This is a genomic window from Streptomyces yangpuensis, from assembly GCF_001005295.1.
In the GTDB taxonomy this organism is placed as follows: Bacteria; Actinomycetota; Actinomycetes; order Streptomycetales; family Streptomycetaceae; genus Streptomyces; species Streptomyces yangpuensis.
In genome coordinates, this window is the sequence record NZ_LBMK01000004.1 from 103308 (window position 1) to 127086 (window position 23779).

Annotated in this window: 24 protein-coding genes and 1 riboswitch; of the genes, 14 read left to right on the forward strand and 10 right to left on the reverse strand. The window is 72.1% G+C overall.

Annotated features, from left to right (window positions below; translation table 11 throughout):
* Nucleotides 1–8: 8 nt before the first annotated feature.
* Together nagA and AAT21_RS21910 are read right to left on the reverse strand one after the other, a co-directional pair.
* Nucleotides 9–1172, reverse strand: a complete 1164-nt coding sequence (gene nagA / locus AAT21_RS21905) for an N-acetylglucosamine-6-phosphate deacetylase (RefSeq protein ID WP_046778672.1) — start codon at nucleotides 1170–1172, stop codon at nucleotides 9–11.
* The gene (locus tag AAT21_RS21910; protein WP_046778993.1) at nucleotides 1172–2104 is read right to left on the reverse strand and encodes an ROK family protein; all 933 of its coding nucleotides are present in this window, start codon (nucleotides 2102–2104) and stop codon (nucleotides 1172–1174) included. The genes nagA and AAT21_RS21910 overlap by 1 nt, the downstream gene beginning before the upstream one ends.
* Before the next feature lie 176 nt (nucleotides 2105–2280).
* On the opposite strand from AAT21_RS21910, the gene AAT21_RS21915 reads away from it, so the two are divergent.
* The 3 genes from AAT21_RS21915 (at nucleotide 2281) to otsB (ending at nucleotide 4798) form a co-directional block, all read left to right on the forward strand.
* The gene (locus AAT21_RS21915; RefSeq protein WP_235439082.1) at nucleotides 2281–3579 is read left to right on the forward strand and encodes an extracellular solute-binding protein; all 1299 of its coding nucleotides are present in this window, start codon (nucleotides 2281–2283) and stop codon (nucleotides 3577–3579) included.
* Between the two features lie 79 nt (nucleotides 3580–3658).
* A complete protein-coding gene (locus AAT21_RS21920; protein ID WP_030031449.1) occupies nucleotides 3659–3895 on the forward strand; it encodes a DUF3263 domain-containing protein in 237 nt (78 codons plus the stop codon).
* Between the two features lie 39 nt (nucleotides 3896–3934).
* Nucleotides 3935–4798: a trehalose-phosphatase gene (otsB, locus tag AAT21_RS21925; RefSeq protein ID WP_046778673.1), complete on the forward strand. Its 864-nt coding sequence runs from the start codon at nucleotides 3935–3937 to the stop codon at nucleotides 4796–4798.
* Nucleotides 4799–4892: 94 nt separating this feature from the next.
* On the opposite strand, the gene AAT21_RS21930 is transcribed toward otsB, so the two are convergent.
* Complete coding sequence (locus AAT21_RS21930) at nucleotides 4893–6251, reverse strand: alpha,alpha-trehalose-phosphate synthase (UDP-forming) (protein ID WP_046778674.1); 1359 nt, start codon at nucleotides 6249–6251, stop codon at nucleotides 4893–4895.
* 46 nt (nucleotides 6252–6297) lie between these two features.
* Nucleotides 6298–7275, reverse strand: a complete 978-nt coding sequence (locus AAT21_RS21935) for a glucosyl-3-phosphoglycerate synthase (protein WP_046778675.1) — start codon at nucleotides 7273–7275, stop codon at nucleotides 6298–6300.
* A 185-nt stretch (nucleotides 7276–7460) separates the two neighbouring features.
* Nucleotides 7461–7618: riboswitch (SAM riboswitch) on the forward strand.
* Here AAT21_RS21935 and thrC point away from each other — a divergent pair.
* The 7 genes from thrC to AAT21_RS21970 all read left to right on the forward strand — a co-directional run bounded on the left by thrC (nucleotide 7612) and on the right by AAT21_RS21970 (nucleotide 13953).
* Nucleotides 7612–8910: a threonine synthase gene (gene thrC / locus AAT21_RS21940; RefSeq protein WP_046778995.1), complete on the forward strand. Its 1299-nt coding sequence runs from the start codon at nucleotides 7612–7614 to the stop codon at nucleotides 8908–8910. It overlaps the preceding riboswitch by 7 nt.
* A 36-nt stretch (nucleotides 8911–8946) precedes the next feature.
* Nucleotides 8947–9225, forward strand: a complete 279-nt coding sequence (locus AAT21_RS21945; protein ID WP_030027575.1) for a MoaD/ThiS family protein — start codon at nucleotides 8947–8949, stop codon at nucleotides 9223–9225.
* A gap of 385 nt (nucleotides 9226–9610) precedes the next feature.
* Nucleotides 9611–9817: a cold-shock protein gene (locus AAT21_RS21950; protein WP_030009783.1), complete on the forward strand. Its 207-nt coding sequence runs from the start codon at nucleotides 9611–9613 to the stop codon at nucleotides 9815–9817.
* A gap of 317 nt (nucleotides 9818–10134) precedes the next feature.
* Nucleotides 10135–11754: a chaperonin GroEL gene (groL, locus tag AAT21_RS21955; RefSeq protein WP_046778676.1), complete on the forward strand. Its 1620-nt coding sequence runs from the start codon at nucleotides 10135–10137 to the stop codon at nucleotides 11752–11754.
* A 328-nt stretch (nucleotides 11755–12082) separates the two neighbouring features.
* A complete protein-coding gene (locus AAT21_RS21960) occupies nucleotides 12083–12676 on the forward strand; it encodes a hypothetical protein (RefSeq protein ID WP_046778677.1) in 594 nt (197 codons plus the stop codon).
* A gap of 85 nt (nucleotides 12677–12761) precedes the next feature.
* Entirely contained in the window at nucleotides 12762–13238 is a 477-nt protein-coding gene (locus AAT21_RS21965) for a hypothetical protein (RefSeq protein ID WP_046778678.1), read from the forward strand.
* 112 nt (nucleotides 13239–13350) lie between these two features.
* Nucleotides 13351–13953: a phosphoribosylanthranilate isomerase gene (locus AAT21_RS21970; protein WP_046778679.1), complete on the forward strand. Its 603-nt coding sequence runs from the start codon at nucleotides 13351–13353 to the stop codon at nucleotides 13951–13953.
* Between the two features lie 123 nt (nucleotides 13954–14076).
* On the opposite strand, the gene AAT21_RS21975 is transcribed toward AAT21_RS21970, so the two are convergent.
* Nucleotides 14077–15765: a serine/threonine-protein kinase gene (locus AAT21_RS21975; protein ID WP_046778680.1), complete on the reverse strand. Its 1689-nt coding sequence runs from the start codon at nucleotides 15763–15765 to the stop codon at nucleotides 14077–14079.
* Nucleotides 15766–15870: 105 nt separating this feature from the next.
* Complete coding sequence (locus AAT21_RS21980) at nucleotides 15871–16290, reverse strand: protease inhibitor I9 family protein (RefSeq protein ID WP_046778681.1); 420 nt, start codon at nucleotides 16288–16290, stop codon at nucleotides 15871–15873.
* 399 nt (nucleotides 16291–16689) lie between these two features.
* On the opposite strand from AAT21_RS21980, the gene AAT21_RS21985 reads away from it, so the two are divergent.
* Nucleotides 16690–17871: a S8 family peptidase gene (locus AAT21_RS21985; protein WP_046778682.1), complete on the forward strand. Its 1182-nt coding sequence runs from the start codon at nucleotides 16690–16692 to the stop codon at nucleotides 17869–17871.
* Between the two features lie 86 nt (nucleotides 17872–17957).
* The gene (locus AAT21_RS21990; protein ID WP_046778683.1) at nucleotides 17958–19358 is read left to right on the forward strand and encodes an outer membrane protein assembly factor BamB family protein; all 1401 of its coding nucleotides are present in this window, start codon (nucleotides 17958–17960) and stop codon (nucleotides 19356–19358) included.
* Here the strand turns inward: AAT21_RS21990 and AAT21_RS21995 are convergent.
* A complete protein-coding gene (locus AAT21_RS21995; RefSeq protein WP_046778684.1) occupies nucleotides 19345–19560 on the reverse strand; it encodes a DUF397 domain-containing protein in 216 nt (71 codons plus the stop codon). The genes AAT21_RS21990 and AAT21_RS21995 overlap by 14 nt on opposite strands.
* Nucleotides 19553–20380 carry a helix-turn-helix domain-containing protein gene (locus AAT21_RS22000; protein WP_046778685.1) on the reverse strand — a complete coding sequence of 276 codons (828 nt, stop codon included), beginning with the start codon at nucleotides 20378–20380 and terminating at the stop codon, nucleotides 19553–19555. Before AAT21_RS22000 ends, AAT21_RS21995 begins: the two co-directional genes overlap by 8 nt.
* Nucleotides 20381–20495: 115 nt before the next feature.
* On the opposite strand from AAT21_RS22000, the gene AAT21_RS22005 reads away from it, so the two are divergent.
* Both AAT21_RS22005 and AAT21_RS22010 read left to right on the forward strand, forming a co-directional pair.
* Nucleotides 20496–20714, forward strand: coding sequence for a hypothetical protein (locus AAT21_RS22005; protein ID WP_046778686.1), 219 nt, complete (start codon nucleotides 20496–20498; stop codon nucleotides 20712–20714).
* Entirely contained in the window at nucleotides 20711–21016 is a 306-nt protein-coding gene (locus AAT21_RS22010) for a hypothetical protein (protein ID WP_046778687.1), read from the forward strand. Before AAT21_RS22005 ends, AAT21_RS22010 begins: the two co-directional genes overlap by 4 nt.
* A gap of 412 nt (nucleotides 21017–21428) precedes the next feature.
* On the opposite strand, the gene AAT21_RS22020 is transcribed toward AAT21_RS22010, so the two are convergent.
* Nucleotides 21429–22016, reverse strand: a complete 588-nt coding sequence (locus AAT21_RS22020; protein ID WP_046778689.1) for a GNAT family N-acetyltransferase — start codon at nucleotides 22014–22016, stop codon at nucleotides 21429–21431.
* Nucleotides 22017–22190: 174 nt separating this feature from the next.
* Nucleotides 22191–23765: a PTS transporter subunit EIIC gene (locus AAT21_RS22025; protein WP_079025876.1), complete on the reverse strand. Its 1575-nt coding sequence runs from the start codon at nucleotides 23763–23765 to the stop codon at nucleotides 22191–22193.
* Nucleotides 23766–23779 lie beyond the last annotated feature (14 nt).

Below are 23779 nucleotides of genomic sequence, written 5' to 3' on the forward strand. Positions count from 1 at the left end.
CTTGGCCGTCAGAGCTGCCCTCGGACGGCGGGGCTGACGATCCATTCGCCGCGCCGCATGACGCCCTTGACGTCGAAGGCGGCGTCCAGGACGACGAGGTCCGCGTACTTGCCGGGCTCCAGTGAGCCGACCTGGTCGTACAGGCCGAGCAGCTTGGCCGGGTTGGCGGAGATCGCCTGGACCACGGACTCCACCGGCAGCTTGTCGAGGGTCACCGAGCGCTTGAAGGCGGTGTCCAGGGTGAGCGTCGAGCCGGCGATGGAGCCGCCCTCGACGAGGCGCGCCACACCGTCCTTGACCTCGACCTCCAGCGGGCCGAGGTGGTAGGTCCCGTCGCCGAAACCGGCCGCGTCCATGGCGTCGGTGATGAGCGCCACGCGGTGTGCGCCCGCGTGGTGGAAGGCCAGTTCGAGGGCTGCGGGGTGCAGGTGCGTCCCGTCGTTGATGAGCTCGACGGTGATCCGCTCGTCCTCCAGGAGGGCGGCGATCGGGCCGGGTTCGCGGTGCGCGAGGGCGGGCATCGCGTTGAAGAGGTGGGTGGCCACGGTCGCGCCCGCGTCGATCGCGGCGCGCGTCTGCTCGTAACTGGCGTCGGTGTGCCCGATCGCGGCGATCACCCCGTGCTCGGCCAGCAGCCGTACGGAGTCCAGGCCGCCCGGGAGTTCGGTGGCCAGGGTGACCATGCGGGCGGCGCCGTGGGCCGCGTCGACGAGCTTGCGGACCTCGGCCGGGTCGGGGTCGCGGAGCAGGTCCTCCTTGTGGGCGCCCTTGCGGCAGGGGTTGATGAACGGCCCCTCGAAGTGGATGCCGGCGATCTCGCCCGCCTGCGTCAGTTCGGCCAGCAGCCCGGCCCGGCGGGCCAGTTCGTCCAGGTTCCCGGTGACGGTGGAGGCGACCAGGGTGGTGGTGCCGTGCGCGCGGTGGGTACGTACGCCCTGGAGCACGTCCTCGGCGGTGCCGGAGGTGAACGAGGCGCCGCCGCCGCCGTGGTTGTGCATGTCGACAAAGCCGGGGACGATCCAGTGCCCCGTCAGGTCGACGATGTCCGCGCCCTCGCGGGCGCTCCCGGCGATGCGGTCGCCGTCGACGATGACCCGGCCGCCCGCCACGGTCCCGGTGGGCAGCACCACCCTGGCGCCGGAGAGAACAGTGCCGTGTGCGCTTCCGGACATCAGGCCGGTACCTCCGTGGCGAGTAGGTCCCAGGCGAGCAGCCCTGCGCCCAGGCAGCCGGCGGTGTCCCCGAGGGCCGCCGGCACGATGTGGGGGAGCCGCTGGAACGTCACGCGCTCCTCCACGGCCTTCCGTAGTGGTGTGAACAAGGTTTCCCCGGCCTCGGCGAGCCCGCCACCGATGATCAGAGTGCGCGGGTCCAGCAGGGTGATGGCGGTGACCAGCCCGTCGGCGAGGGCTCCGACGGCGGCCAGCCAGACCTCGCGGGCGCGCGCGTCACCGGACCGGACGGCCTTGGCGCAGTCGGCGGCGTCGGCCTCCGGGTCGCCGGAGGCGGCCGCCCAGGCGCGGCTGACGGCGGCGGCGGAGGCGAGGGTCTCCAGGCAGCCGCGCTGGCCGCAGCCGCAGTCGGGGCCGCCGGGGCGCACCACGATGTGTCCGATCTCGCCCGCGTACCCGTGTGCGCCGGCCTCGATGCAGCCGGCGATGCCGATGGCGCCGGCGATGCCGGTGCCGAGGGGGACGAAGAGGAAGCGGTCGGCGCCCCGGCCGGCGCCGATGCGTCCTTCGGCGAGTCCGCCCGTGCGCACGTCGTGGCCGAGGGCCACGGGGATGCCGCCGAGGCGCCCGGTGAGGAGCGCGCGCAGCGGTACGTCGCGCCAGCCGAGGTTCGCCGCGTAGACGGCGACGCCGTTCTCGGCGTCGACGATGCCCGGGACGGCGACCCCGGCGGCCGAGGCGGCCCGTCCGAAGCGTTCCCGGCCGGTGTCGAGCAGCTCGGCGGCGAAGTCCTGGATCGTCTCGACGACGGCGTCCGGGCCCCGCTCGCGGCCGGTGGCGCGGCGCGCTTCGTGCAGCAGGGTGCCGTCCTCGGCGATGAGGGCGGCCTTCATCCCGGTGCCGCCCACATCGAGGGCGATGACGTGTTTCACGGGTTTCACAGAGACAGTCTCGCGTGCTCGGGGGCGAAAGGTCTAGTCCAATGAGAGGGATTGTTGAGTGACCATACAAATCGGGCGCCCTGGTGGGGAGCCCGATGTGGACGAGCCGCCAAAGTGGTGTAGACCTTACGTGGATCGTACGTACAACAAGGGGTGGATCGATACCTGTGAAGGGCCGTTACCAGAGCCTGGCCGCGTCCGGCGCCGCGCTGTGCCTGACCGCGGTGACGCTGACGGGCTGCGGAGCCGTCGGCGGACTCACCGGAGACAACGAGGTGACCCTGCGGGTCGTGGCGGCCGACTACGGGGACAATCCGCAGAACTCCTCGGCGGCCTACTGGAAGGGCCTCGCCGACGGCTTCGAGAAGGACCACCCCGGCATCAAGGTCGAGGTCAACGTCTACTCGTGGTCCGAGGTCGACGCCAAGGTCGCCGAGATGGTCAAGGCCGGCAAGGCCCCCGACATCGCCCAGATCGGCGCTTACGCCGACTACGCGGCCGCCGGCAAGCTGTACTCCACGGCCGAACTGCTCTCGGTGAAGACCGAGGCCGACTTCCTCGCCCCCCTCGCGGACGCCGGAACGGTCAAGCAGGCCCAGTACGGCATGCCCTTCGTCTCCAGCACCCGGCTGCTCTTCTACAACGAGAAGCTGCTGGCCGACGCGGGCGTGATCGGCAAGGACGCCAAGGGATGGCAGCCCAAGAGCTGGGCCGACCTGGAAGCCGCGGCGAAGAAGCTCAAGGGCGCGGGCGTGCCCACCCCCTTCGCGCTGCCGCTGGGCCGCGAGGAGGCGCAGGCCGAGACGATGATGTGGATGCTCGCGGGCGGTGGCGGCTACACCGACAACGAGGAGGGCTACGCCATCGACTCCGCCGACAACGTCAAGTCGCTGGAGTTCCTGCGGGACAAGATGGTCGGCCAGGGGCTCACCGGGCCGGTCGAGCCGGGCAAGCTGGACCGTCAGGCCGCCTTCGAGGCCTTCACCAAGGGCGAGGTCGGCATGCTCAACGGGCACCCGACGCTGATGAAGCAGGCCGAGGCCAAGGGCGTGAAGTACGGCATGGTGCCGCTTCCGACCTCCGACGGCTCCCCCCAGCCGGCGATGGGCGTCGCGGACTGGGTCATGGCCTTCAAGAACGGACACCGCGCCGAGTCCGGCAAGTTCCTGGACTACCTGTACCAGCCGAAGAACGTGACGGCCTTCACCGAGAAGTACGACCTGCTGCCCGCCACCACCAGCGGCTACCAGGCCAAGCAGGGCGCCACCAGCGGTTCGGCCGTCCAGCTGAAGCCCTTCCTGGCGGCGCTGCCCACCTCGCGGCTCTACCCCGCCGGCAAGAAGTCCTGGGCCGGCGTCAGCGAGGACATCAAGCAGAACATCGGCAAGGCCGTCCAGCCCGGCGGGCAGCCCGCCAAGGTGCTGGAGGAGATCGCCACGGCGGCACGCGCGGCGGACCCGCGCTGACCCGCGGACCCGCCTGCGGGGACCCGCGCCGGCACGGGGGACGCCGCCGTCTGTCAGACGGCGGCGTTAATCTGGCGGTATGACGGACGAGGGGCAGCTGACGGCCACCGAGGCCGCGGTGCTCGCGTACGAGGGACGCACCTGGCCCGGGCCCGGAGCCAAGGAACGGGCCATACGCGAAGGACTGGGGATGACCCCCGTCCGCTACTACCAGTTGCTCAACGCCCTCATGGACGACCCGCGCGCGCTGGCCCACGCCCCCGGCACCGTCAACCGGCTGCGAAGGATCCGCGAAGCCCAGCGAGCCCGGCGATAGCCGTAGCCGTCGCCCCGCCGGGCCGTTAGGGTCGTGCGTATGGGGACCCATCCGCACGACCTGCCGATGCCCGTCACCGCAGCCGGACGGGAGGGACTCGAAGCCCTGCTCCGCGCACCCCGCCGGTCCGTGGTCGCCCTGGACTTCGACGGCACCCTCGCCGACATCGTCCCGGACCCGGACCAGGCCCGGGCCCACCCCGAAGCCGTTCCCGCGCTCTCGGCCCTCGCCCCCGAGGTGGACTCGGTGGCCGTCGTCACCGGCCGGCCGGCCGGTGTCGCCGTCCGTTACGGCGGCTTCGCCGGGATCCCGGGACTGGAACACCTCGTCGTCCTCGGTCACTACGGCGCCGAACGCTGGGACGCCGTGACCGGCATAGTCCACGCTCCCGCCGAGCACCCCGGGGTGGCGGCCGTACGGGCCGAGCTGCCCGGGTTCCTGGACTCGATCGGGGCCTGGCGCGGCACCTGGATCGAGGAGAAGGGCCGGGCGCTCGCCGTCCACACCCGGCGGGCCGAGGACCCGGCGGCGGCCTTCGCGGCGCTGCGGGAACCGCTGACGGACCTGGCCGCCCGGCACGGGCTGATGGTCGAGCCGGGGCGGGCCGTGCTGGAGCTGAGGCCCCCGGGCATGGACAAGGGCGTGGCCCTGACGGAGTTCCTGGCCGAGCGGGACGCGGAGACGGTGCTGTACGCCGGGGACGACCTCGGCGACCTCGCCGCGTACTCGGCCGTCGAGAAGCGCAGGGCCGACGGGCTGCCGGGGCTGCTGGTGTGCAGCGGCTCGGCCGAGGTCCCCGAGCTCGCCGCCCGCGCCGACCTCGTCCTTCCCGGACCGGGCGCCGTCGCCGCCTTCCTGGCCGCCCTGGCCCGAGCCCTTGGAAACTCCAGCCCGTCCGCTTGAGGCCGCGCGCGGCGGGGGTCCGGGCGCTGCCCCCGGACCCCCGCGCCTCAAACGCCGGCGGGGCTGCAAGAACGGGGCGGAGCTCCGGCAGTGCTCAGACCAGAGCGGCGAGCTGGGCCCTGAACCAGGCGGCCGGGGGAAGGGTCGTCGCGGCCGCCGCCAGGCGCTTGGTGCGGTCCGCCCGCTCGGCATCCGGCATGGACAGCGCCGTGTGCAACGCCTCCGCCGTCGCCGACACGTCGTACGGGTTCACCGTCAGCGCGTCCCGGCGGAGCTCCTCGTACGCCCCCGCCCCCGTCGACAGCACCACCGCGCAGCCCGCCTCCGACAGCACCGGGATCTCCTTGGCCACCAGGTTCATCCCGTCCCGCACCGGGTTCACCAGCGCCACGTCCGCCATCCGGTAGACCGCCAGCGACCGTGCGAAGTCGTCCTTCACCGACACCAGCACCGGCTGCCAGTCCTCCGTGCCGAACTCCGCGTTGATCTCCGCGGCCAGCTCCGCGACGGCCGCCGTGTAGTCCCGGTACACCTTCAGGTCCTGCCGCGACGGGTACGCCGAGGCCAGGTGCACCACCCGGCCGCGCCACTCGGGGTGGACCGTCAGCAGCTCCCGGAAGGCCAGCAGGCCCCGCAGGATGTTCTTCGACAGCTCCGTCCGGTCCACCCGCGCGATCGTCCTGCGGTCGCCGATCTCCGCCCGCAGCTCCGCCAGCTTCGCGTCGACCTCCGGCCGGCGCGCGAGGGCCCGCAGCTCGTCGGCGTCCACGCCCAGCGGGTACACGGCCACGCGCCGTTCGTCGTCCAGGTGCGCGGCGCTCATGAAGGCGTCCGCCCATGTCCGGGTGTGGAAGCCCACCACGTCCGCCCCGAGCATTCCCCGCACCAACTGCTCACGCACGTCGGCCGGGAGCATGTCCAGGTACTCCCGCGACGCCCACGGCGTGTGCGTGAAGTGCGCGATCCGCAGGTCCGGCCGCAGTTCCCGCAACTGCCCCGGGACCAGCGCCAGGTGGTAGTCCTGCACCAGCACGTGGGCGCCTTCCGCGGCCTCCTCGGCCAGGGCGCGGGCGAAGGCCTCGTTGTACGCCACGTAACTGCCCCACCGGCGCCGGAACTCCGCGTCGAAGACCGGCTCCCGCGGCACGTCGTACAGGTGGTGGTGGGTGAACCACAGCACCGAATTCGCGATGCCGTTGTACGCGTCGTCGTACATCGTGGGATCGATGTCCAGCATCCGGACGCCCGGCTCGGAGACGTCCCGGCGGACCGCCTCCCGGTCCGCGTCCGACAGCGCCGCGCAGACCCAGAGCGCCCCCGGCTGCTCCGCGAGGGCCGCCGAGAGTCCGGAGACGAGACCGCCCCCGCCGCGCTGGGCGCTGAGCGTGCCGTCGGCGGCGAGGGCGTAGGAGAGCGGGCCGCGGTTCGCCGCGACGAGTACCTGAGAAGCCATGCGCCGAACCTAGCCCGGCCCGCGCTCGCTCAAACGTATGGACACGTCACGCCACGTGGCGCCGGCCGTACTCCTTCACGCCCAGCATCGGCGGCCGCTCCTCGGTGTCCACCGGGTACGTGTGCGGCACGAAGCCCTCCGGCCCCCGCTCGAACTGCGTCAGCTCCGGCCGTACGAGGTGTCCGCGCGACAGCCGTACCTGGGCCGTGCGGTAGATCGCCGCGGCCATCCGGCCCAGCGCCTGACCGTCCTGGTGGCGGTGGAGCCGCACGCCCACGTCCACCTGGGCCAGCGCGTCCAGTCCGACCGTGTGCAGCGCGTCGACCAGCAGACCCAGCTCGACGCCGTAGCCGACGGGGAACGGCAGCCGCTCCAGCAGGGACCGCCGTACGGCGTACTCGCCGCCCAGCGGCTGGACGAAGCCGGCCAGCTGCGGCCAGTGCAGGTTCAGCAGCGGGCGGGCGACCAGCTCGGTGACCCGGCCGCCCTGGCCGGGAGTCCTGCCGGAGGCGAGCCCGTCGGATTCCGTGCCCAGCGGCCGGTCGTACATCGCCTTGACGAACTGCACGCCGGGGTCGGTGAGCAGCGGGCCCACGATCCCGGAGACGAAGGAGGCGGAGAACTCCCGCAGGTCGGCGTCGACGAAGCAGACGATGTCCCCGGTGGTGGCCAGCAGCGAGCGCCACAGCACCTCGCCCTTGCCGGGCAGCGCCGGGATCCTCGGCAGGATCTCGTCGCGGTGCACCACCCGGGCGCCGGCCTTCGCCGCGACCTCGGCGGTCCGGTCGGCCGAGCCCGAGTCGACCACGACCAGCTCGTCCACGAGCGGGACCGGCAGTCCCTCGATCAGCTCACGCCGGATGACCTCGACGATCGCGCCGACCGTCGCCTCCTCGTCCAGTGCGGGCAGCACCACGCTGACCGTGGTCCCGGCCGCCCGTTTGAGGTCGAGCAGCTGGTCGAGCGGTCGGTCGGCGGCGGACCAGGAGCGGTCGGCCAGCCAGCGCTCCACCTCTTCCAGCACCCTCAGTACTCCCTGCGTGTCGGCGATATGGCCGTCTTTGTGATCCATCTCGCGGTTCGGACGGCTGTCTCAACCGCCCGCCCCTTCGGTTACAGTCTTGAACAACGCGAAGGACCACCGCATGCCGGGGTCCCCCGCGTACAAACGCACCGGCGCGCCACAGAGCGCGTGTGCCGGTGCCATACCGCTCATCCAGAGGGGCAGAGGGACACGGCCCGTTGAAGCCCCGGCAACCCTCCAGTCGGTTCTCGCGATCGCGCAGCAGCGCTCGTCGACGAGGTCCCCGGCTAGGGAAGGTGCCAATTCCGTCTCATGGCGAAGTGCGCCATGGGGAAGATGAGGAGAAAGGGCCTCGCCATCATGGCTGCACAGACTGTCGCCACCTCTGTCGATCTCGGACCTGCCACGGGCCTTTCCTGTCGCGAGTGCGGTACCCGCTTCGAGCTCGGTCCCATCTTCGCGTGCGCCGAGTGCTTCGGACCTCTGGAAGTCGCCTACGAGCTGCCGGCCGGCGACCCCGAAGCCCTGCGCGCCGCGATCGAGGCCGGCCCGAACAACATCTGGCGCTACGCGCCGCTGCTGCCCGTCCCCGCGGACGTGGCGTCCAAGCCCAGCCTGAACCCCGGCTTCACCAAGCTCGTCGACGCGGCCAACCTGGCCAAGGAGCTGGGCGTCACCGGCAAGCTGTACGTCAAGGACGACTCCGGCAACCCGACGCACTCCTTCAAGGACCGCGTCGTGGCCATCGCCGTCGAGGCCGCCCGTGCCTTCGGCTTCACCACCCTGTCCTGCTCCTCCACCGGCAACCTGGCCGGCGCCGTCGGCGCCGCGGCCGCCCGGGCCGGCTTCCGCTCCTGTGTGTTCATCCCGCACGACCTGGAGCAGGGCAAGGTCGTCATGGCCGGTGTGTACGGCGGTGACCTGGTCGGCATCGAGGGCAACTACGACGACGTCAACCGCTTCTGCTCCGAGCTCATCGGCGACCCGCTGGGCGAGGGCTGGGGCTTCGTCAACGTCAACCTCCGCCCGTACTACGGCGAGGGTTCCAAGACCCTCGCCTACGAGATCTGCGAGCAGCTCGGCTGGCAGCTGCCCGACCAGATCGTCATCCCGATCGCGTCCGGCTCGCAGCTCACGAAGATCGACAAGGGTCTGCAGGAGCTGATCAGGCTCGGCCTCGTCGAGGACAGGCCGTACAAGATCTTCGGCGCCCAGGCCGAGGGCTGCTCCCCGGTATCGACCGCCTTCAAGGCCGGTCACGACGTGGTCCGCCCGCAGAAGCCGAACACCATCGCCAAGTCCCTCGCGATCGGCAACCCGGCGGACGGCCCGTACGTCCTGGACATCGCGCGCCGCACCGGCGGTTTCGTCGAGGACGTCAACGACGAGCAGGTCGTCGAGGCCATCAAGATCCTCGCGCAGACCGAGGGCATCTTCGCCGAGACCGCGGGCGGTGTGACCGTCGGCGTGACGAAGAAGCTCATCGAGAACGGCCAGCTCGACCCGGCGCTGACCACCGTCGTCCTCAACACCGGTGACGGCCTCAAGACCCTGGAGGCGGTGGCCGCGGACAGCGGGCAGACCGCCACCATCCGCCCCAGCCTGGACGCGTTCCGCGCCGCCGGCCTGGCCTGACCACCCTCCACGTACTACCGGAAAGGCAGTAGCGCCATGAGCGTCAACGTCCGCATCCCCACCATCCTGCGCACCTACACCGGCGGTCAGGCCGAGGTCCCGGCCGAGGGCGCGACCCTCGCCGAGGTCATCGAGTCCCTGGAGAAGAACCACCCGGGCATCGCCGCGCGCGTCCTGGACGACCAGGGCAAGCTCCGCCGCTTCGTGAACGTCTACGTCAACGACGACGACGTGCGCTTCGAGGGCGGGCTGGAGGCGGTCACGCCGGACGGTGCCGGCGTCTCGATCATTCCGGCCGTCGCGGGCGGCTGCTGACCCACCCGGTAAACCGAAATTCCCCCCTCCGGTAAAAGCGGAGGGGGGAATTCTGCTTGATTGGGCACGGTACAGTTGGGGAAGTCCCCTCCGCTGGACTTGCCCGCCGCATATGAACGGGTCGCGTGAGGGTCGACATCGGGTCAATGTGCGGGTGCAGTATGGGGCTTTGGCGAGATATGTCTGGCCCGAGTTGCCCTGGAACATGCCAAATTTTCACTCTATTTCAATGTTTCTCGGTGTCCAGATTTCTCGTCGGATTGACCTGTTGCAGACAGCACTCGCGCAGATACATTCAGCCTCGGTCGAAGCGTTCCGACGCAAGTTCTGACCCGGGAACGCGAAGTGCGTTCCCGCGCAAGGGCCAGTAATAGGGGAGTTAGGCATGGCTCAGGGCACCGTCAAGTGGTTCAACGCGGAGAAGGGCTACGGCTTCATCGCGGTCGACGGTGGTGCGGATGTGTTCGTCCACTACAGCGCCATCCAGATGGACGGGTACCGCACCCTTGAAGAGGGTCAGCGGGTCGAGTTCGAGATCTCGCAGGGCCAGAAGGGTCCGCAGGCGGACATGGTCAAGCTCGCGCTCGGCTAGTCCCGGAGCATCGACCACCGACGCTCGGTCTTCCGTCGAAGACCCGGAAGACCTACGAGGGGCCCACATCCCGCACACGGGATGTGGGCCCCTCGCGTGTCACCAGGGCCTTCGTCGAAGCCGCTTGCACTCTCGGGGGTCGAGTGCTAATCATTGGCGTTAGCACTCTACGAGTGAGAGTGCTACTGAAACGAGGACCGGGTCGGTGAGGCCCGCAGGGTCCGGTGGGAAGGAACCGCCGGGCACGCAGGCCGTCCGTCGCGGGCGCGGGCGCGGTCCTGGGAGCAATCCACCGCTGTCCGGGAGGACCACTTCAGATGGCCAAGATCATTGCGTTCGACGAGGAGGCCCGCCGCGGCCTCGAGCGTGGCATGAACCAGCTCGCCGACGCCGTCAAGGTCACCCTTGGCCCCAAGGGTCGCAACGTCGTCCTTGAGAAGAAGTGGGGCGCCCCCACGATCACCAACGATGGTGTCTCCATCGCCAAGGAGATCGAGCTCGAGGACCCGTACGAGAAGATCGGCGCCGAGCTGGTCAAGGAAGTCGCCAAGAAGACGGACGACGTCGCCGGCGACGGTACGACCACCGCCACGGTCCTGGCCCAGGCGCTCGTCCGCGAGGGCCTGCGCAACGTGGCCGCCGGTGCCAACCCGATGGCCCTCAAGCGTGGTATCGAGAAGGCCGTCGAGGCCGTCTCCGCCGCCCTGCTCGCCCAGGCCAAGGATGTCGAGACCAAGGAGCAGATCGCTTCCACGGCCTCCATCTCCGCCGCCGACACCCAGATCGGCGAGCTCATCGCCGAGGCCATGGACAAGGTCGGCAAGGAAGGCGTCATCACCGTCGAGGAGTCCCAGACCTTCGGTCTGGAGCTGGAGCTCACCGAGGGTATGCGCTTCGACAAGGGCTACATCTCGGCGTACTTCGCCACCGACATGGAGCGCATGGAGTCGTCCCTCGACGACCCGTACATCCTGATCGTCAACTCCAAGATCGGCTCGGTCAAGGACCTGCTGCCGCTCCTGGAGAAGGTCATGCAGTCCGGCAAGCCGCTGCTGATCATCGCCGAGGACGTCGAGGGCGAGGCCCTGTCGACCCTGGTCGTCAACAAGATCCGCGGCACCTTCAAGTCCGTCGCCGTCAAGGCCCCGGGCTTCGGCGACCGCCGCAAGGCCATGCTCGGCGACATCGCCATCCTCACCGGCGGCACGGTCATCTCCGAGGAGGTCGGCCTCAAGCTGGAGAACGCCGGTCTCGACCTGCTCGGCCGCGCCCGCAAGGTCGTCATCACCAAGGACGAGACGACCATCGTCGACGGTGCCGGTGACAGCGACCAGGTCGCCGGTCGCGTGAACCAGATCCGTGCCGAGATCGAGAACTCCGACTCGGACTACGACCGCGAGAAGCTCCAGGAGCGCCTCGCGAAGCTGGCCGGCGGCGTGGCCGTCATCAAGGCCGGTGCCGCGACCGAGGTCGAGCTCAAGGAGCGCAAGCACCGCATCGAGGACGCCGTTCGCAACGCGAAGGCGGCCGTCGAGGAGGGCATCGTCGCCGGTGGTGGCGTGGCCCTGCTGCAGGCCTCCGCGGTCTTCGAGAAGCTGGAGCTCGACGGTGACGAGGCGACCGGCGCCAACGCCGTGAAGCTCGCGCTGGAGGCCCCGCTGAAGCAGATCGCCGTCAACGGTGGTCTCGAGGGCGGCGTCGTCGTCGAGAAGGTGCGCAACCTCCCGATCGGTCACGGCCTGAACGCCGCGTCCGGCGAGTACGTCGACATGATCGCCGAGGGCATCATCGACCCGGCGAAGGTCACGCGCTCCGCGCTGCAGAACGCCGCGTCGATCGCCGCGCTGTTCCTGACCACCGAGGCCGTCATCGCCGACAAGCCGGAGAAGGCCGCGGCCGCTCCGGGCGGCATGCCGGGCGGTGACATGGACTTCTGATCGGCCTGACGGTTGATCGGCTGTTCTCGAACGAGGGCGGCACCCCGACGGGGGTGCCGCCCTCGGGCGTTCCCGGAACCGGAACCAGAGCCGGAACCGGAGCCGGAACCGGAGCCGGAACGGTCAGAACGCGGTGTCGAGCGCGAAGGGTGTGGCCCGCTCGATCATGATCGTCACCGTATTCGTCCGGGATGGCGTGCAGCGCTGAGCCCGTGCCGTTCAAGGCTAGTGTCGCGGCGGGGGCCCCGCCCGGTCCTCGGGGCGGCCCCCTCGATCGGGTGGTGAAAACCGCTGGCCGGGGTGGGCGGGGGCGTGTGAACGTACGGCTATGGGCACCTCCGTCGCTTATCCCGTGCTGCGCACCACCGATCCCGCCGAGGCGTACGCGAAGGCGAGACATCTGTGCGGGCTGCTGGCCACGCGGTACGCGCAGGTGTACGTGGGGGCCGAGCTGCGGACGGTCGCGGACGTGCGGCGGATGGCGGCCCTGTTGCGGGACGCGATCTACGACCATGCGGAGATCCGCACGCACCCCGTGACGGGTGAGCCCGTCTATTTCGGTCTGGATGTACGGACGGCCACCGACGCGGAACTGGCGGGGGAGGTGCCGCTGCGGTTCTCCCACGAGGAGCTGCCGGACCGGGTCCGTGACGAGGACTTCGTGCGTGCCGTGGGCGCCGGACCGGCCTCCGTGCGGTGGGAGGGGTGCTGGCCCGACGAGCCCGAGCTGGGCTCCTTCCCCTCGCCGGCGTACGACGGCGTGCAACTGGTCCTCAACAGCGAAGCGTGCGACTGGTGTGAGCAGGTCGCCGGGGTCCACACGCTCTACGTCCACGTGACCAAGCACGGCGACCCCGGCCGGGCCGAGCGGCTCGCCGCCGCGATCGGCGGGGCCGTGCTGGGCGAGCCGGAGCAGGGCTGAGGTGGGGAGTTCGCGGGCCTACCCCGTGTACCGGACCGATGATCTCGGGGAGGCTCATCGGCGGGCCCGGGTGCTCTGCGCGCGGATGCGGCCGCTCGAACCGGAGATGTGGCTGTGCGCGCAGGCGACCACCGTCACGCAGGCCCGGTCGCTCGGGGCCCTCCTGCCGACCGGCATGTTCGAGCCGTCCTACGACTGGGCTGCGGACACCTGGTACCTGGGGGCCGCCCTGCCCGGCGGCGACCGGGAGCTGGCGGCCGTGCTGCCGCTGACCGTGGACTCGTACGCGGCTCCGGGCCCGGTCGAGGGGGCGCTCCTGCGGACGCTGGGGGAGGGCGCGGCCACCTTGCTCTGGTACGGGGCCTGGCCCTTGGTCCCCGAGATACCGTCCCACACGGCCGACCCGGCCAACCAGCGCGTGGAGCTGGACGTCAACGGGGAGCACCCCGACGGGCGGCACACGGTGTACGTGCACTTCCGGTCCGCCGACGAGGTCGGTGCGGCGCATCTCGCCGCGGCCATCGGAGGAGCGGTGCTGGGGCCCGTACAGATCGGCCGCTGACGCCGGAGCGCGCCCGCGCCGCGCGTGCGGCCCGTGCCGCCGGTGGCGCCCGCGCCGTTCGGCATGCGGGCGGGCCCGGTGCCGGCCGCCGGGGTCGGCATAGGCTGGGCGCATGGCTGACCTCTTCGTCAAGATCTGCGGGCTCAGGACCGCGCCGGACGTCGACGCCGCGGTGGCGGCCGGGGCCGATGCCGTCGGGTTCGTGTTCGCGCCCGGCAGCCCCCGTACGGTCGACGCGGCCACCGCGCGCGAGCTGGCGGCGCGGGTACCGGACAGCGTGCTGACCGTCGGGGTGTTCCGCGGGCAGTCCGTCGAGGAGGTGCGCCGGTTCGCCGAGGAGAGCGGTGTGCGGGGTGTGCAACTGCACGGCGAGGAGGGCCCCGAGGACTTCGCGGCGCTGCGCGCCGAGGGCCGCACCCTGCTGCGGGCCACCGCCGGTCGCGTGCGGCGCTGCGGTGAGTACGGCGAGGACCTGCTGCTGCTCGACGCCCCCGACCCGGGCTCCGGCAAGCCGTGGAACTGGGGGGCGGCGGACTTCACCGCGCCCGAGGGGCGGTGGCTGCTGGCCGGCGGGCTGAATCCGGGCAACGTGCGCGAGGCGCTCGCGGCCACCGCGGCGTGGGGCGTGGACGTGTCCAGCGGTGTGGAGCGGGAGCGCGGGGTGAAGTCGCCCGACCTGATCCGCGCCTTCGTCGACGCGGCCCGCGGCAGGTGACGGGCCGCGTGGTCGACGCCACGGGTGGCTCCGGTCTCTGACCGGCCCGCAACACCGCCGGTGTTGCCACCGCCGTCCCCCTCGACGCGGACGCGCCGCGCGGGGCGGTGTGACGCCTGCGCGTCAGGAGGCCGCGCGCCAGATCGTCATGTCGGCCCTGAGCCAGCTGGGGTCCTTCGACAGGCCCGGGGCCGACTTGATCCCGATGACGAACAGCGCGATGTCCCCGGACGGGTGCTTCACGCAGACCTCGCTGCCGGCCGCCAGGACGTGCAGCGTCAGATCGTTCTGACGGGCGAACCTCAGCTGTTCGCGGCACGTTTCGAGGTTTCCGGTGCCCGCCTTCTGCGGCATGGAGAACACGCTCGCGTCGCTCTCCATCTCGCACCCGCTGGCCATCCCGCACTTCATACGGATGTCGCCCGTCCGGTCACCGTCCTCGTGCTGGACGGGTTCCTTGAAGCTGATGGAGTTCTCCTCGTTCAGCTCCAGCCCGGGGTAGGGCATGGGCTTCGGCGGCTGGGACGCGCTCGGCGTCGGGGTGGGGGCCGGGGCGGAGCCGAGCGCCGCCGGGGCCGGGCCGGACGCCTTGGCCGCCGCCGCCTCGCGGTCGGCCGCCCGGTCCGTGACGTCCATGAGCTTCCAGCCCAGTCCGCCGAGCGTGAGCGCACCCGTGACCGCCGCCACGGTGGCGACCCGCGCGGTCCGCCGCCGCCTGCTCCCCGCCGCCGTTGCCGCCGAGGCGGCTGCTGCGGTCGACGTGGCCGGCGCCGCGGCTCCCGCCGGGACGGGGGTCACGTGCGCCCCGCCCGGCGCGGCGGCGTCCCCGGTGGTGTCCCCCGCGTCCCCGGCGGCGTCCGACGTGGTGTCCGGCGAGGCGGGCCGCGGCTGAGGCCGCGGCTGCGGCTTTGCGACCGGCGCCGGTATCTCCTCGTCCAGGCCGGCGACCTCCCGCCAGACGGCCGGTCCGGCGCCCGCGGCCGCCTCCTCGCCCAGGTACGCGCGGCACCACGCCAGGACCTCCGCCGGGGTGGCCCGTTCCTCCGGGCCGGCGGCCAGGCACAGCGCGAACAGCGGGCGCAGCCGCTCCGGCAGCAGCATCAGGTCGGGCTTGGAGTGCACGATCCGGAACAGCACCGTCATGGAGGGGCCGTCCCCGTACAGCGGCTTGCCCAGCGCCGCGAACGCCGCCGTCTGGCCCAGCGCGAAGACGTCGGTGGCCGGCGTGGTCTCGCCGGCCAGCCCCTGCTCGGGGGCCATGTACTGGGGTGTGCCGATGGTGTGGCCCGTGGCGGTGGCCGTCAGGCCGGAGGCCTGGGAGATGCCGAAGTCGATGACGCGGGGCCCGTCGGCGGCGAGCAGTACGTTGGACGGCTTCAGGTCCCGGTGCACGATGCCCGCACCGTGTACGGCCACGAGTGCCTCGGCCACGCCCGCCATCAGCCACACCACCGCGGCCTCCGGCAGCGGCCCGCGCCGGGCGACGGCCTCCGACAGCGAGGGACCGGGCACGTACACGGTGGCCAGCCACGGCGGTGTCGCCTCCGCGTCGGCGTCGATCAGCTCGGCCGTGTACGCCCCCCGGACCCGCCGCGCGGCCTCCACCTCCCGGCGGAAGCGCCGCCGGAAGGTCGGGTCGTCGGCCAGATCGGGATGCACCACCTTGATCGCGACGGGCCGGCCACCCTGGGTGTGCGACAGGTAGACCCGGCCCATGCCCCCCGACCCGAGCCGGGCGGCGAGGCGGTAGCCGCCCACGGTCCGCGGATCGTCAGCCCGCAGCGGCTGGAAAACTTCGGTCGCGCTGTTCATCGGTCTCCCCCCGACCCACGCCCCGACCAACCGATGGGTTGATCCACGTAACCCTAAGCGCCGGGCGGGAACGGCAACGTGCCGGGGAGCGGGTCCGTGCCCGGGTCAGGGCCGGTGGTCCGGCCGGCCCGCGGTGCCGAACGAGGACACGCCGCCGTCCTCCTGGACGGACTCCACACCGGGAAGGACGTGCAGGGCCATGACCTGGCCGGGGGTCAGCCGGGCGGAGAAGCCGTGCAGGGCGGTGCGGAAGACGTAGTCCGGGGAGGCCCCGACCATCCTGGCGACCGCCCTCGGGTCGGCGTCCTTGTGGACGGTGACGATGTACGGGGCTTCGTCGCCGGCGACCGCACGGGCCACGGGCACGGACACGGGAGCGGGAGCGGTTGCGAAGGCAGTCACGGAGGCGGCGACGGGAGCGGCGAGGGCGGCCGAGGCCGCGGGGAGGGCGGTGACGGCGGCCAGCGCGGCGGCGGTCGCGACCAGGGGCAGGGCTCGGCCCGCCCGGCTCAGGAGGATGCGCATGCAGGGAGGGCATCACGTGCCGCGCGGCGGGTCAAAGACGTCCCGGGGTGTGGCGGGGGCACAGGCGGCGCGCCCGCCGTGCGCCCCCTGGAGTGGTGGCGGCCCGTACGGGTGATCTTGCCGCGACGGCCATCGGAGGCACGGCCGGGCGGGGCAGGCCCGGCGGCAGAGGTGGTTAACCCTTTCTGCAGCGTTCAGGGACGCCGAACCGACAGGACCGCGGGCCGATCGGCCGGCCGGGGGCAGCGGTTCAAGCCGCGCCGAGCAGCCGCCCGATGCAAGGAGGGGCCGCTCCCGCGGAGGTGTCCGTCGCCGCGGGCGCGGCTTCACCCATGCCACCCATGCCACCCCTCCGTCCCCGCACCCCGCACCCCGCACCCCGCAAGGGAGTCCCCTTTCATGCGCATGCTCGCCCGCCTCGCCACCGCAGCCCTCCTCACCGTCACCCCGGTGGCGGCCGGTACGGCCTCCGCCGCAGGCCCTGAGCCGACCCCGGCGCCGCTGATCACCTCCACGAACGCCATCGCCGGCAGCTACATCGTCACGCTCGCCAAGTCCGTCGATCCCGCGAAGGTCGCGGAGTCCGTCGGCGCGACGGCGAAGTTCACCTACGAGACGGCGCTGAACGGCTTCGCCGCGCCCCTCACCGAGAAGCAGCTGAAGATGGTCCGGCACACCCGCGGCGTGTTGTCCGTGGCCCAGGACGGGCAGGTGACCGGTCCGCCGGCGCCGCCCAGCGGAGTCACGACCAAGGCGCCCTCGAACTCCTGGGGCCTGGACCGGATCGACCAGAGATTCCTGCCGCTGGACAACACGTTCAGCCCCAACACCAACGGCCAGGGCGTGACCGCGTTCATCCTCGACAGCGGCATCGACTACCGCCATCCCGAGTTCGGCGGCCGGGCGCTCTTCGGCTTCGACGCCATCGGGGACGGCCGCAACGGCCAGGACTGCCACGGCCACGGCACGCACGTCGCGGGCACGGTCGGCGGCACCAACGTGGGCGTGGCGCACAAGGTGACCCTCGTCAGCGTCCGGGTCCTCGGCTGCGACAACAGGGGTTCCTGGTCGGGGATCATCGCCGGCCTGGACTGGGTGGCCGCGAACGCCCGCCAGCCCGCCGTCCTGAACGGCTCGCTGGGAGGGGACCGCTTCGAACCGGTCAACAACGCCACCGCCGCGCTGTTCGACCGGGGTGTGCTGCCGATCGTCGCGGCCGGCAACGACAACCGGGACGCCCGCTTCGTCTCGCCCGCCTCCACCCCCAACGCGGTGACCGTCGGCGCGACCAACCGCTTCGACCAGGAGACGGACTTCTCCAACTGGGGCGAGCTCCTCGACCTCTACGCCCCCGGCCAGGACATCGTCTCCGCGCGGATCGGCGGCGGCACGGTGTCGCTGAACGGCACCTCCATGGCCGCCCCGCACGTCACCGGTGTGGCCGCCCTCTACAAGGCCGCGCACCCCAGCGCCCGCCCGGCCGAGGTCGCGAACTTCCTGAAGAACGAGGCCACCGAGGACGTCATCCAGAACCTCAGCGACAACGGCCCCGACAAGCTGCTGTTCACCAACGGCCTCTGATCCGCGCCCCGATGAGCTGATGCCCCGACGGACCATGACCCGACCCCTGTCGGCGCGGCCGGTTAGGCTCGCCGCCAGGGGGGATCATGGACGACCACACATCTCGGGCTGCTCGGTGGCTGCCGCGCGCCCTGTTCGTCTCCGGCACGGCCGTCGCCGCCGTGACCGTGCTGTACCTGCTGCTGCTCGGCTGGATGACCACCGTCGAGTGGACCCGGGGCCGGGAGCTGCTGCTCCTGCTCACCCCCGCCTTCGGCGTCCTCGCGTACGTCCTGCTGGCGCGCGGGCGCGGCGGCAGCCGGGGCGCGCCGGTCCGCTGGCTGGCGGCGGCCGTCGCACTGGCCGCGCTGTGGCCGGCCTGGCAGGGGTACCAGTGGATGCGCGGCCCGCAGGCGTACGCGTGGACCTGGTGGCAGGCGGAGAAGCCGGAGGCGGCACCGCCGATCGGTGCCTGGCAGCGCCCCGGGCAAGGCCTCGTACGGGTCCGCACGGACGCCCTGTTCCTCTACAACGGCGAGGGCCGCAGCGCGGGAGGCCGCGCCGCCCCCGAAGGCACCACCTTCTGCGCGCTGAGCCGGACCATCGCGGACGACATCGGGCTCCTCGCGGCAGCGCGGCCGTCGGGCGGCTGCGGCGCCCGGGTCTCGGCCGTGGACCTGGAGCAGGGCAAGGAGCTGTGGGCCAAGGACTTCCCGGCGGCCCCGCCCGCCGACGGGACCTCCCCGCCGGTCGCGGTGGTGGACGCCACGGCCGTCGTCGTGACGGAGGGCGCCCTCCTCGGCGTGGACCTGCGCGGCGGCGGGGAAAGCTGGCGGACCCCGGTCCCGGCCGGCTGCCGGGCCCGCGCCCTCGACGGCGCCGCCGACCGCGTCCTGTACGTGGAGGACTGCCCCGGCGCCGGTTCGGCGCGGCTGGTCTCACTGGACGCGCGGACGGGCGCCCCGGCGTGGCAGACCACGCTGCGTGTGGGCCCGTCGGCGGAGCTGCGCATGCTGTCGGCGCGCCCGGTCGCGCTGCGCGCGGGCGACACGGTGCGGCTGTTCGACGATGCGGGGCGCGAGCGGGGCGCGGTGCCGGTGGTGGGCCCTAAGGAGGACCTCCTCACGGAACCGGGCCCGATCGTCAGCGGTGACCGGCTCGTCCTCCCGGTGAGGGGCAAGGCCCCGGGGGTCTCGGCGTACTCCCTGCTGGACGGCCGCCGCGTATGGCACGCCGGGCTCGACGGGGCCACGGTCCTCGGGCTCGCGCAGGGCCGCGCCCCGGGCGGGGTCGACGTGGTGACGTCGACCGCCGCCCGGACGCACCTGTGGCATCTGGACGGCACCACGGGCCGGGCCGGTGCCGAGCCCACGATCCTGCGGGACGTCCCGCTGGGCCGGCGGTTCGAGATCTACCCGACGGGTGTCGAGGGCTACACGTTCGTGAACCTGGACCCGTCGGGTGAACTGCCGTCGTACGTGGCCCTGAAGCGGGTCAGAGACTGGTGAGGAACGCCTCCCAGGCGGGCCCGCGGAAGGTGAGGTGGGGGCCGTCCGGCACCTTCGAGTCCCGGACGGGAACCGTGATGCTGCCGCTGGCCCCGCTGTGGTCGGACCTCGGCCAGGTGGCCATCTCCAGGCACTCGCCGCCGTCACCGCCGCTGTAGCTCGACTTATGCCATATGGCCGCCGACAGGTCGTATTCAGGCATGCTCGTAATCCTTCGCCGCGGACTCGATCATGGTCAGTGATTCCCGAGGTGGGAGCGCACTGGCCGTGAGCAGATCGTAGTTCAGCACGTGGCGGGCGACCGTGGCCGGATCGTCGAACAGCCGCCCGGTTCCGTTGCCTTCGGCGTAGGAAAGCTGTGGGGCGTCCTCGAACGACATCAGCTTGAGCAGCCCCATCATCCCCGCATGCGCGCCGGCGCTGAACGGAATCACCTGGACGATGATCCGGTGGGATCGGCCCAGGGCGATGATGTGCCGCAGAGCTTCGGCCATTACCTCCCGACTGCCGACTTCGCGGCGAATGACCGCCTCGTCAAACACGCACCACAACAGTGGCGTAGTTGGATCAACGAGGAGCGAGGCGCGAGCCAGACGGCTTTCGACCAGCTCGTCGATCACCTGCTCCGTTGCGGTCGGCTGGTAGGCGCGACATACCGCGCGTGCGTAGGCCTCGGTCTGGAGCAGGCCAGGGATGAGCTGCGGTGCGTAGTCGCGGATGGTCTTCGCCAGAGCCTCCGCTTCGGCCGCCTCGGCGAAGTGGTCCGGGTACTTGGACTTGGCCGCCGCCGCGCAGTTGCGGGCGAAGAAGCCGTTCGTGTCGAGGAGTTCGTCTATCTGGCGGGCGAATTCGAGGTGCATCCGGCGGGTGCCCGATTCGAGCTGGCCGATGAACGAGCCGCTCACGAAGAGCGGTTCGCCGAGCTCGGCCTGGCTCATGCCCGCACGCTCGCGCGCGACGCGCAGTTCGGCGCCGAGCAGGGCGCGGGGTGAGGAGGAGGGGTCGAGGTTCTTACCGGCCACGGCAACTCCAGCGCCAACAGGTGGGGTTGTTCAGGGTGCTTCCTTGAAAGGCTAGCCATCCGGTCACCACGCTGTGTGCAGAACCCGACCACTCAGAGTAGAAAGGTGACATGTCATGGTGCTCACGCCCACGGAACGGATCCAGGCGGCCGAGGAGGCCGTACGGGAGCTGAAGGAAGCGCTCGACGGGGTGGGCGTCGTCTTCCCCTCCCTCGGCGTGGAACGCGTCACGGCGGCCGGTACGTACGGCCTGCCGCTGGTCGACCTGGGCCGCTGCAACCTGGACACCGCGCTCCGGCTGGCCGCCGTACTCCACGAGCGGGCGCATCCGTGAGCGGGTGCGACCGGGAGCGGGCCCGCTGCGAGGCGGCCCTGGAGGGCTTCTTCGAGGTGGCGCAGAGCTGGGAGTTCGAGCTGGCCTGGAAGCTGTGCTGGCTTGAGAAGGATCTCGCCGACGCAGGGTGGAGGGGCGGACCGCCGGACGATCCGCGCCGCGATGCGGTCAGGGACGAACGTGCGCTGCTGATGTCAGGGCCGGGCGCCGACGGCTCCCGCAACCGGGACGCACCGTACTCGGCGGACGATCCGGCCGGCTTTTCGCGGTCGGTCGGCGGAGTGGCCGATGCCGGAGTGTGAGCAGCGGACTCGCCCGCTCGGGGGTGGACGGCACGACTACGAAGCGAGCGACCGCCAATGGAGCGTTGGCTGAATTCGTGGCCGGTGCCCGGCGGCGGCGCTTCGTGGAACTGATGGATGAGGGCGTCTTCGACGACCTGCGCGACCCGGACGTGATGCGGGGTGCGTGGCGGTGACCACGTACCTGGTCGACAGGAGCGTGTGGGCCCGGATGCGTCTGCCGGCGGTCCGAGACCGCCTGATACCGCCTCTTGAGCGGGGCCGTACGAGGCTTCGACCGGCTGGCCCTCACTGACGAGGTCGGCGAACGTGCCTGAGGTGCCGAAGCATCCTCGCTCGCCGAGCTGCTGATCGCTGTGACCGCCGAGCGACGGCATCGTCAAGGCCACGCGTCGGAGGTGGGGCCGGGGCGCTATGGGGCGGTGTCCGTGCGGAGGCGGGCGTGGAGGTGTTCGTCGTGCCAGCCGTCCGCGTGCAGCAGGGCGCCGCGCATGGTGCCCTCCAGGGGGAAGCCGGCCTTCGTCGCGACGGTGCAGGAGGCCGGGTTGGCCACGGAGTGGGTGATGCGTACGCGGTGCAGGCCGAGGTCGTCGAAGGCCCAGCGGGCCAGGCGGTCGGTGGCCTTCACCATGACGCCGGTGCCGCGTCCGGCGGGGAGCAGCCAGTAGAGGATCTCGCCGCTGCCGCCCGCCAGGTCGATGTCGGCGATGCCGATCAGGCCGACGGCCCGGCCGCCGTCGGGGGCGACCGCCCAGGTTCCGGCTTTCTCCGCCTGCCAGCGTTCGTGCCAGCGGGCGATCCGCGCTTCGGCGCCGGCCAGGTCCAGCCGGCTGGGGCGGTTCCAGTGCCGGATGTCCGGGTCGAGGTGGGCGGCGACGAGCGCGGGCGCGTCGTCCGGGGTCCAGGGGCGCAGCAGCATCCCGCCGGGGAGGGGGAGTTCCGGCTGGGTGAGGGCGCGCATCCGGCCGGCCGGGACCACGGGGGGTATGGAGTCGATCATGGTCTGATCATGCCCGCGGCCTCGCGGAAGCGCAGCGGGAGGTACTGGGCGTTGGGGGCCGGCGGAGATGCGGACGATGTCGAGCCGGGCGGTGGCACCTACGGCGCCGGCGGGCAGCTTCAAACGACCACCATCGCCCAGGTCGCGCCCCGCCCGGCCGGCCGGCGGCCCTCTCTAGTGCTGTGTCAGGGCCGCTTCCTTCGAGGGGCCCGTTACGGGGTCCGGGGCGGCCGGGTCCGGGTCGGTGTCGAGGTCGGCCAGCATCCGGCCCGTGAAGCCGAAGAAGTAGGTGGCGGCGAAGCCGACGAGGTAGCCGGTCAGCAGGCCGCCCGCGTAGATCGCGACGGTGACGCCCAGGCCGGAACCGCCGTCCAGCAACGGGAAGAGGGCCCAGCCGGAGGGGCCGATGGCCGTCGAGCCGAAGGCCATGCCCAGCTGGTTGAAGAGGCCGACGAACGCGCCGCCGGCCGCGCCGCCGACGCAGGCCGTGACGAAGGGGCGGCCGAGCGGCAGGGAGACGCCGTAGATCAGCGGTTCGCCGATGCCCAGGAAGCCCGCCGGGAGGGCCGACCTGATGGTCGCGCGCAGCGAGCCGTTGCGCGGGAGGCGGCAGTGGACGGCGAGGGCCGCGCCGACCTGGCCCGCGCCCGCCATGGCGAGGATCGGCAGCAGGACGGTGTGGCCGGACTGCTCGATGAGGGTGGTGTGGATCGGGATCAGGGCCTGGTGCAGGCCGAGCATCACCAGCGGGAGGAAGAGCCCGCCCAGGACCAGGCCCGCGAACGCGCCGCCGGTGGACAGCAGTCCGTCGGCGAACGTGCCGATGGCGGCGGAGGCCTCACCGGCGAGGAACATCAGGCCGAAGAGGGTGACCAGGCCCGAGATCAGGACCGTGAGGGTGGGGGTGACCAGGACGTCCAGGGCCTCGGGGACCAGCCGCCGGCAGCGCTTCTCCACGTACACGGCGAGCAGGGCGGCGGCGAGCGCGCCCAGGACGCCGCCTTGGCCGGGCCTGAGCTCCGTACCGAGGACGGTGATCTTCGCGACGCCCGGGAAGACGATGATCGCGGCGACCGCGCCGCCCAGGATCGGTGTGCCGCCGAACTCCTTGGCGGTGTTGTGGCCGACGAACACCGCGATCAGCGACATGAAGCCGGACGCGATCGCGGCGAGCGCCGGGACCACGGACGGCAGCAGGCCCAGGTTCATGAGCAGGCCGTTCAGGCCCGCGATGATCCCGCAGCCGATGAGGGCCGGGATCAGCGGCACGAAGATGTTCGCGATCCGGCGCAGCATCAGTTTGAAGGGGGTGGCGTTGCGTGCCTTCTGGGCCTCCTTCAGGGCCGCGCCCCGGGCGGCGAGTTCGCCGGCGGTGCCGGGGGGCGCGGTGGGGGGCGCGGCTGAGCGGCCCTCCTCGACCAGGGCCTCGAACTCCGGGGTGATGCGGGCGACCGCGCCCGGGCCGAGCACGATCTGGTACGTCGTGTCGTCCTCCACCACGCCCAGGACCGCCGGGAGGGACCTGAGGGCCTCGTCCTGTACGAGGGCGCGGTCGCGCAGCGAGATACGCAGGCGGGTCATGCAGTGCGCGACCGCGCTGACGTTGTCCGGGCCGCCGACCAGGGGGAGGATCGCGGCGGCCGTGGCGCGGTTCTTGTCGGTCGGCTTCGTCGGCTTCGCCGGCTTCGTCGGCTCGGCGGGCTGGGCGGGCTCGGTGGGCTTGTTGGGCTCGGGGGGCTCAGTGGACATGGTGGTGGTCGCCT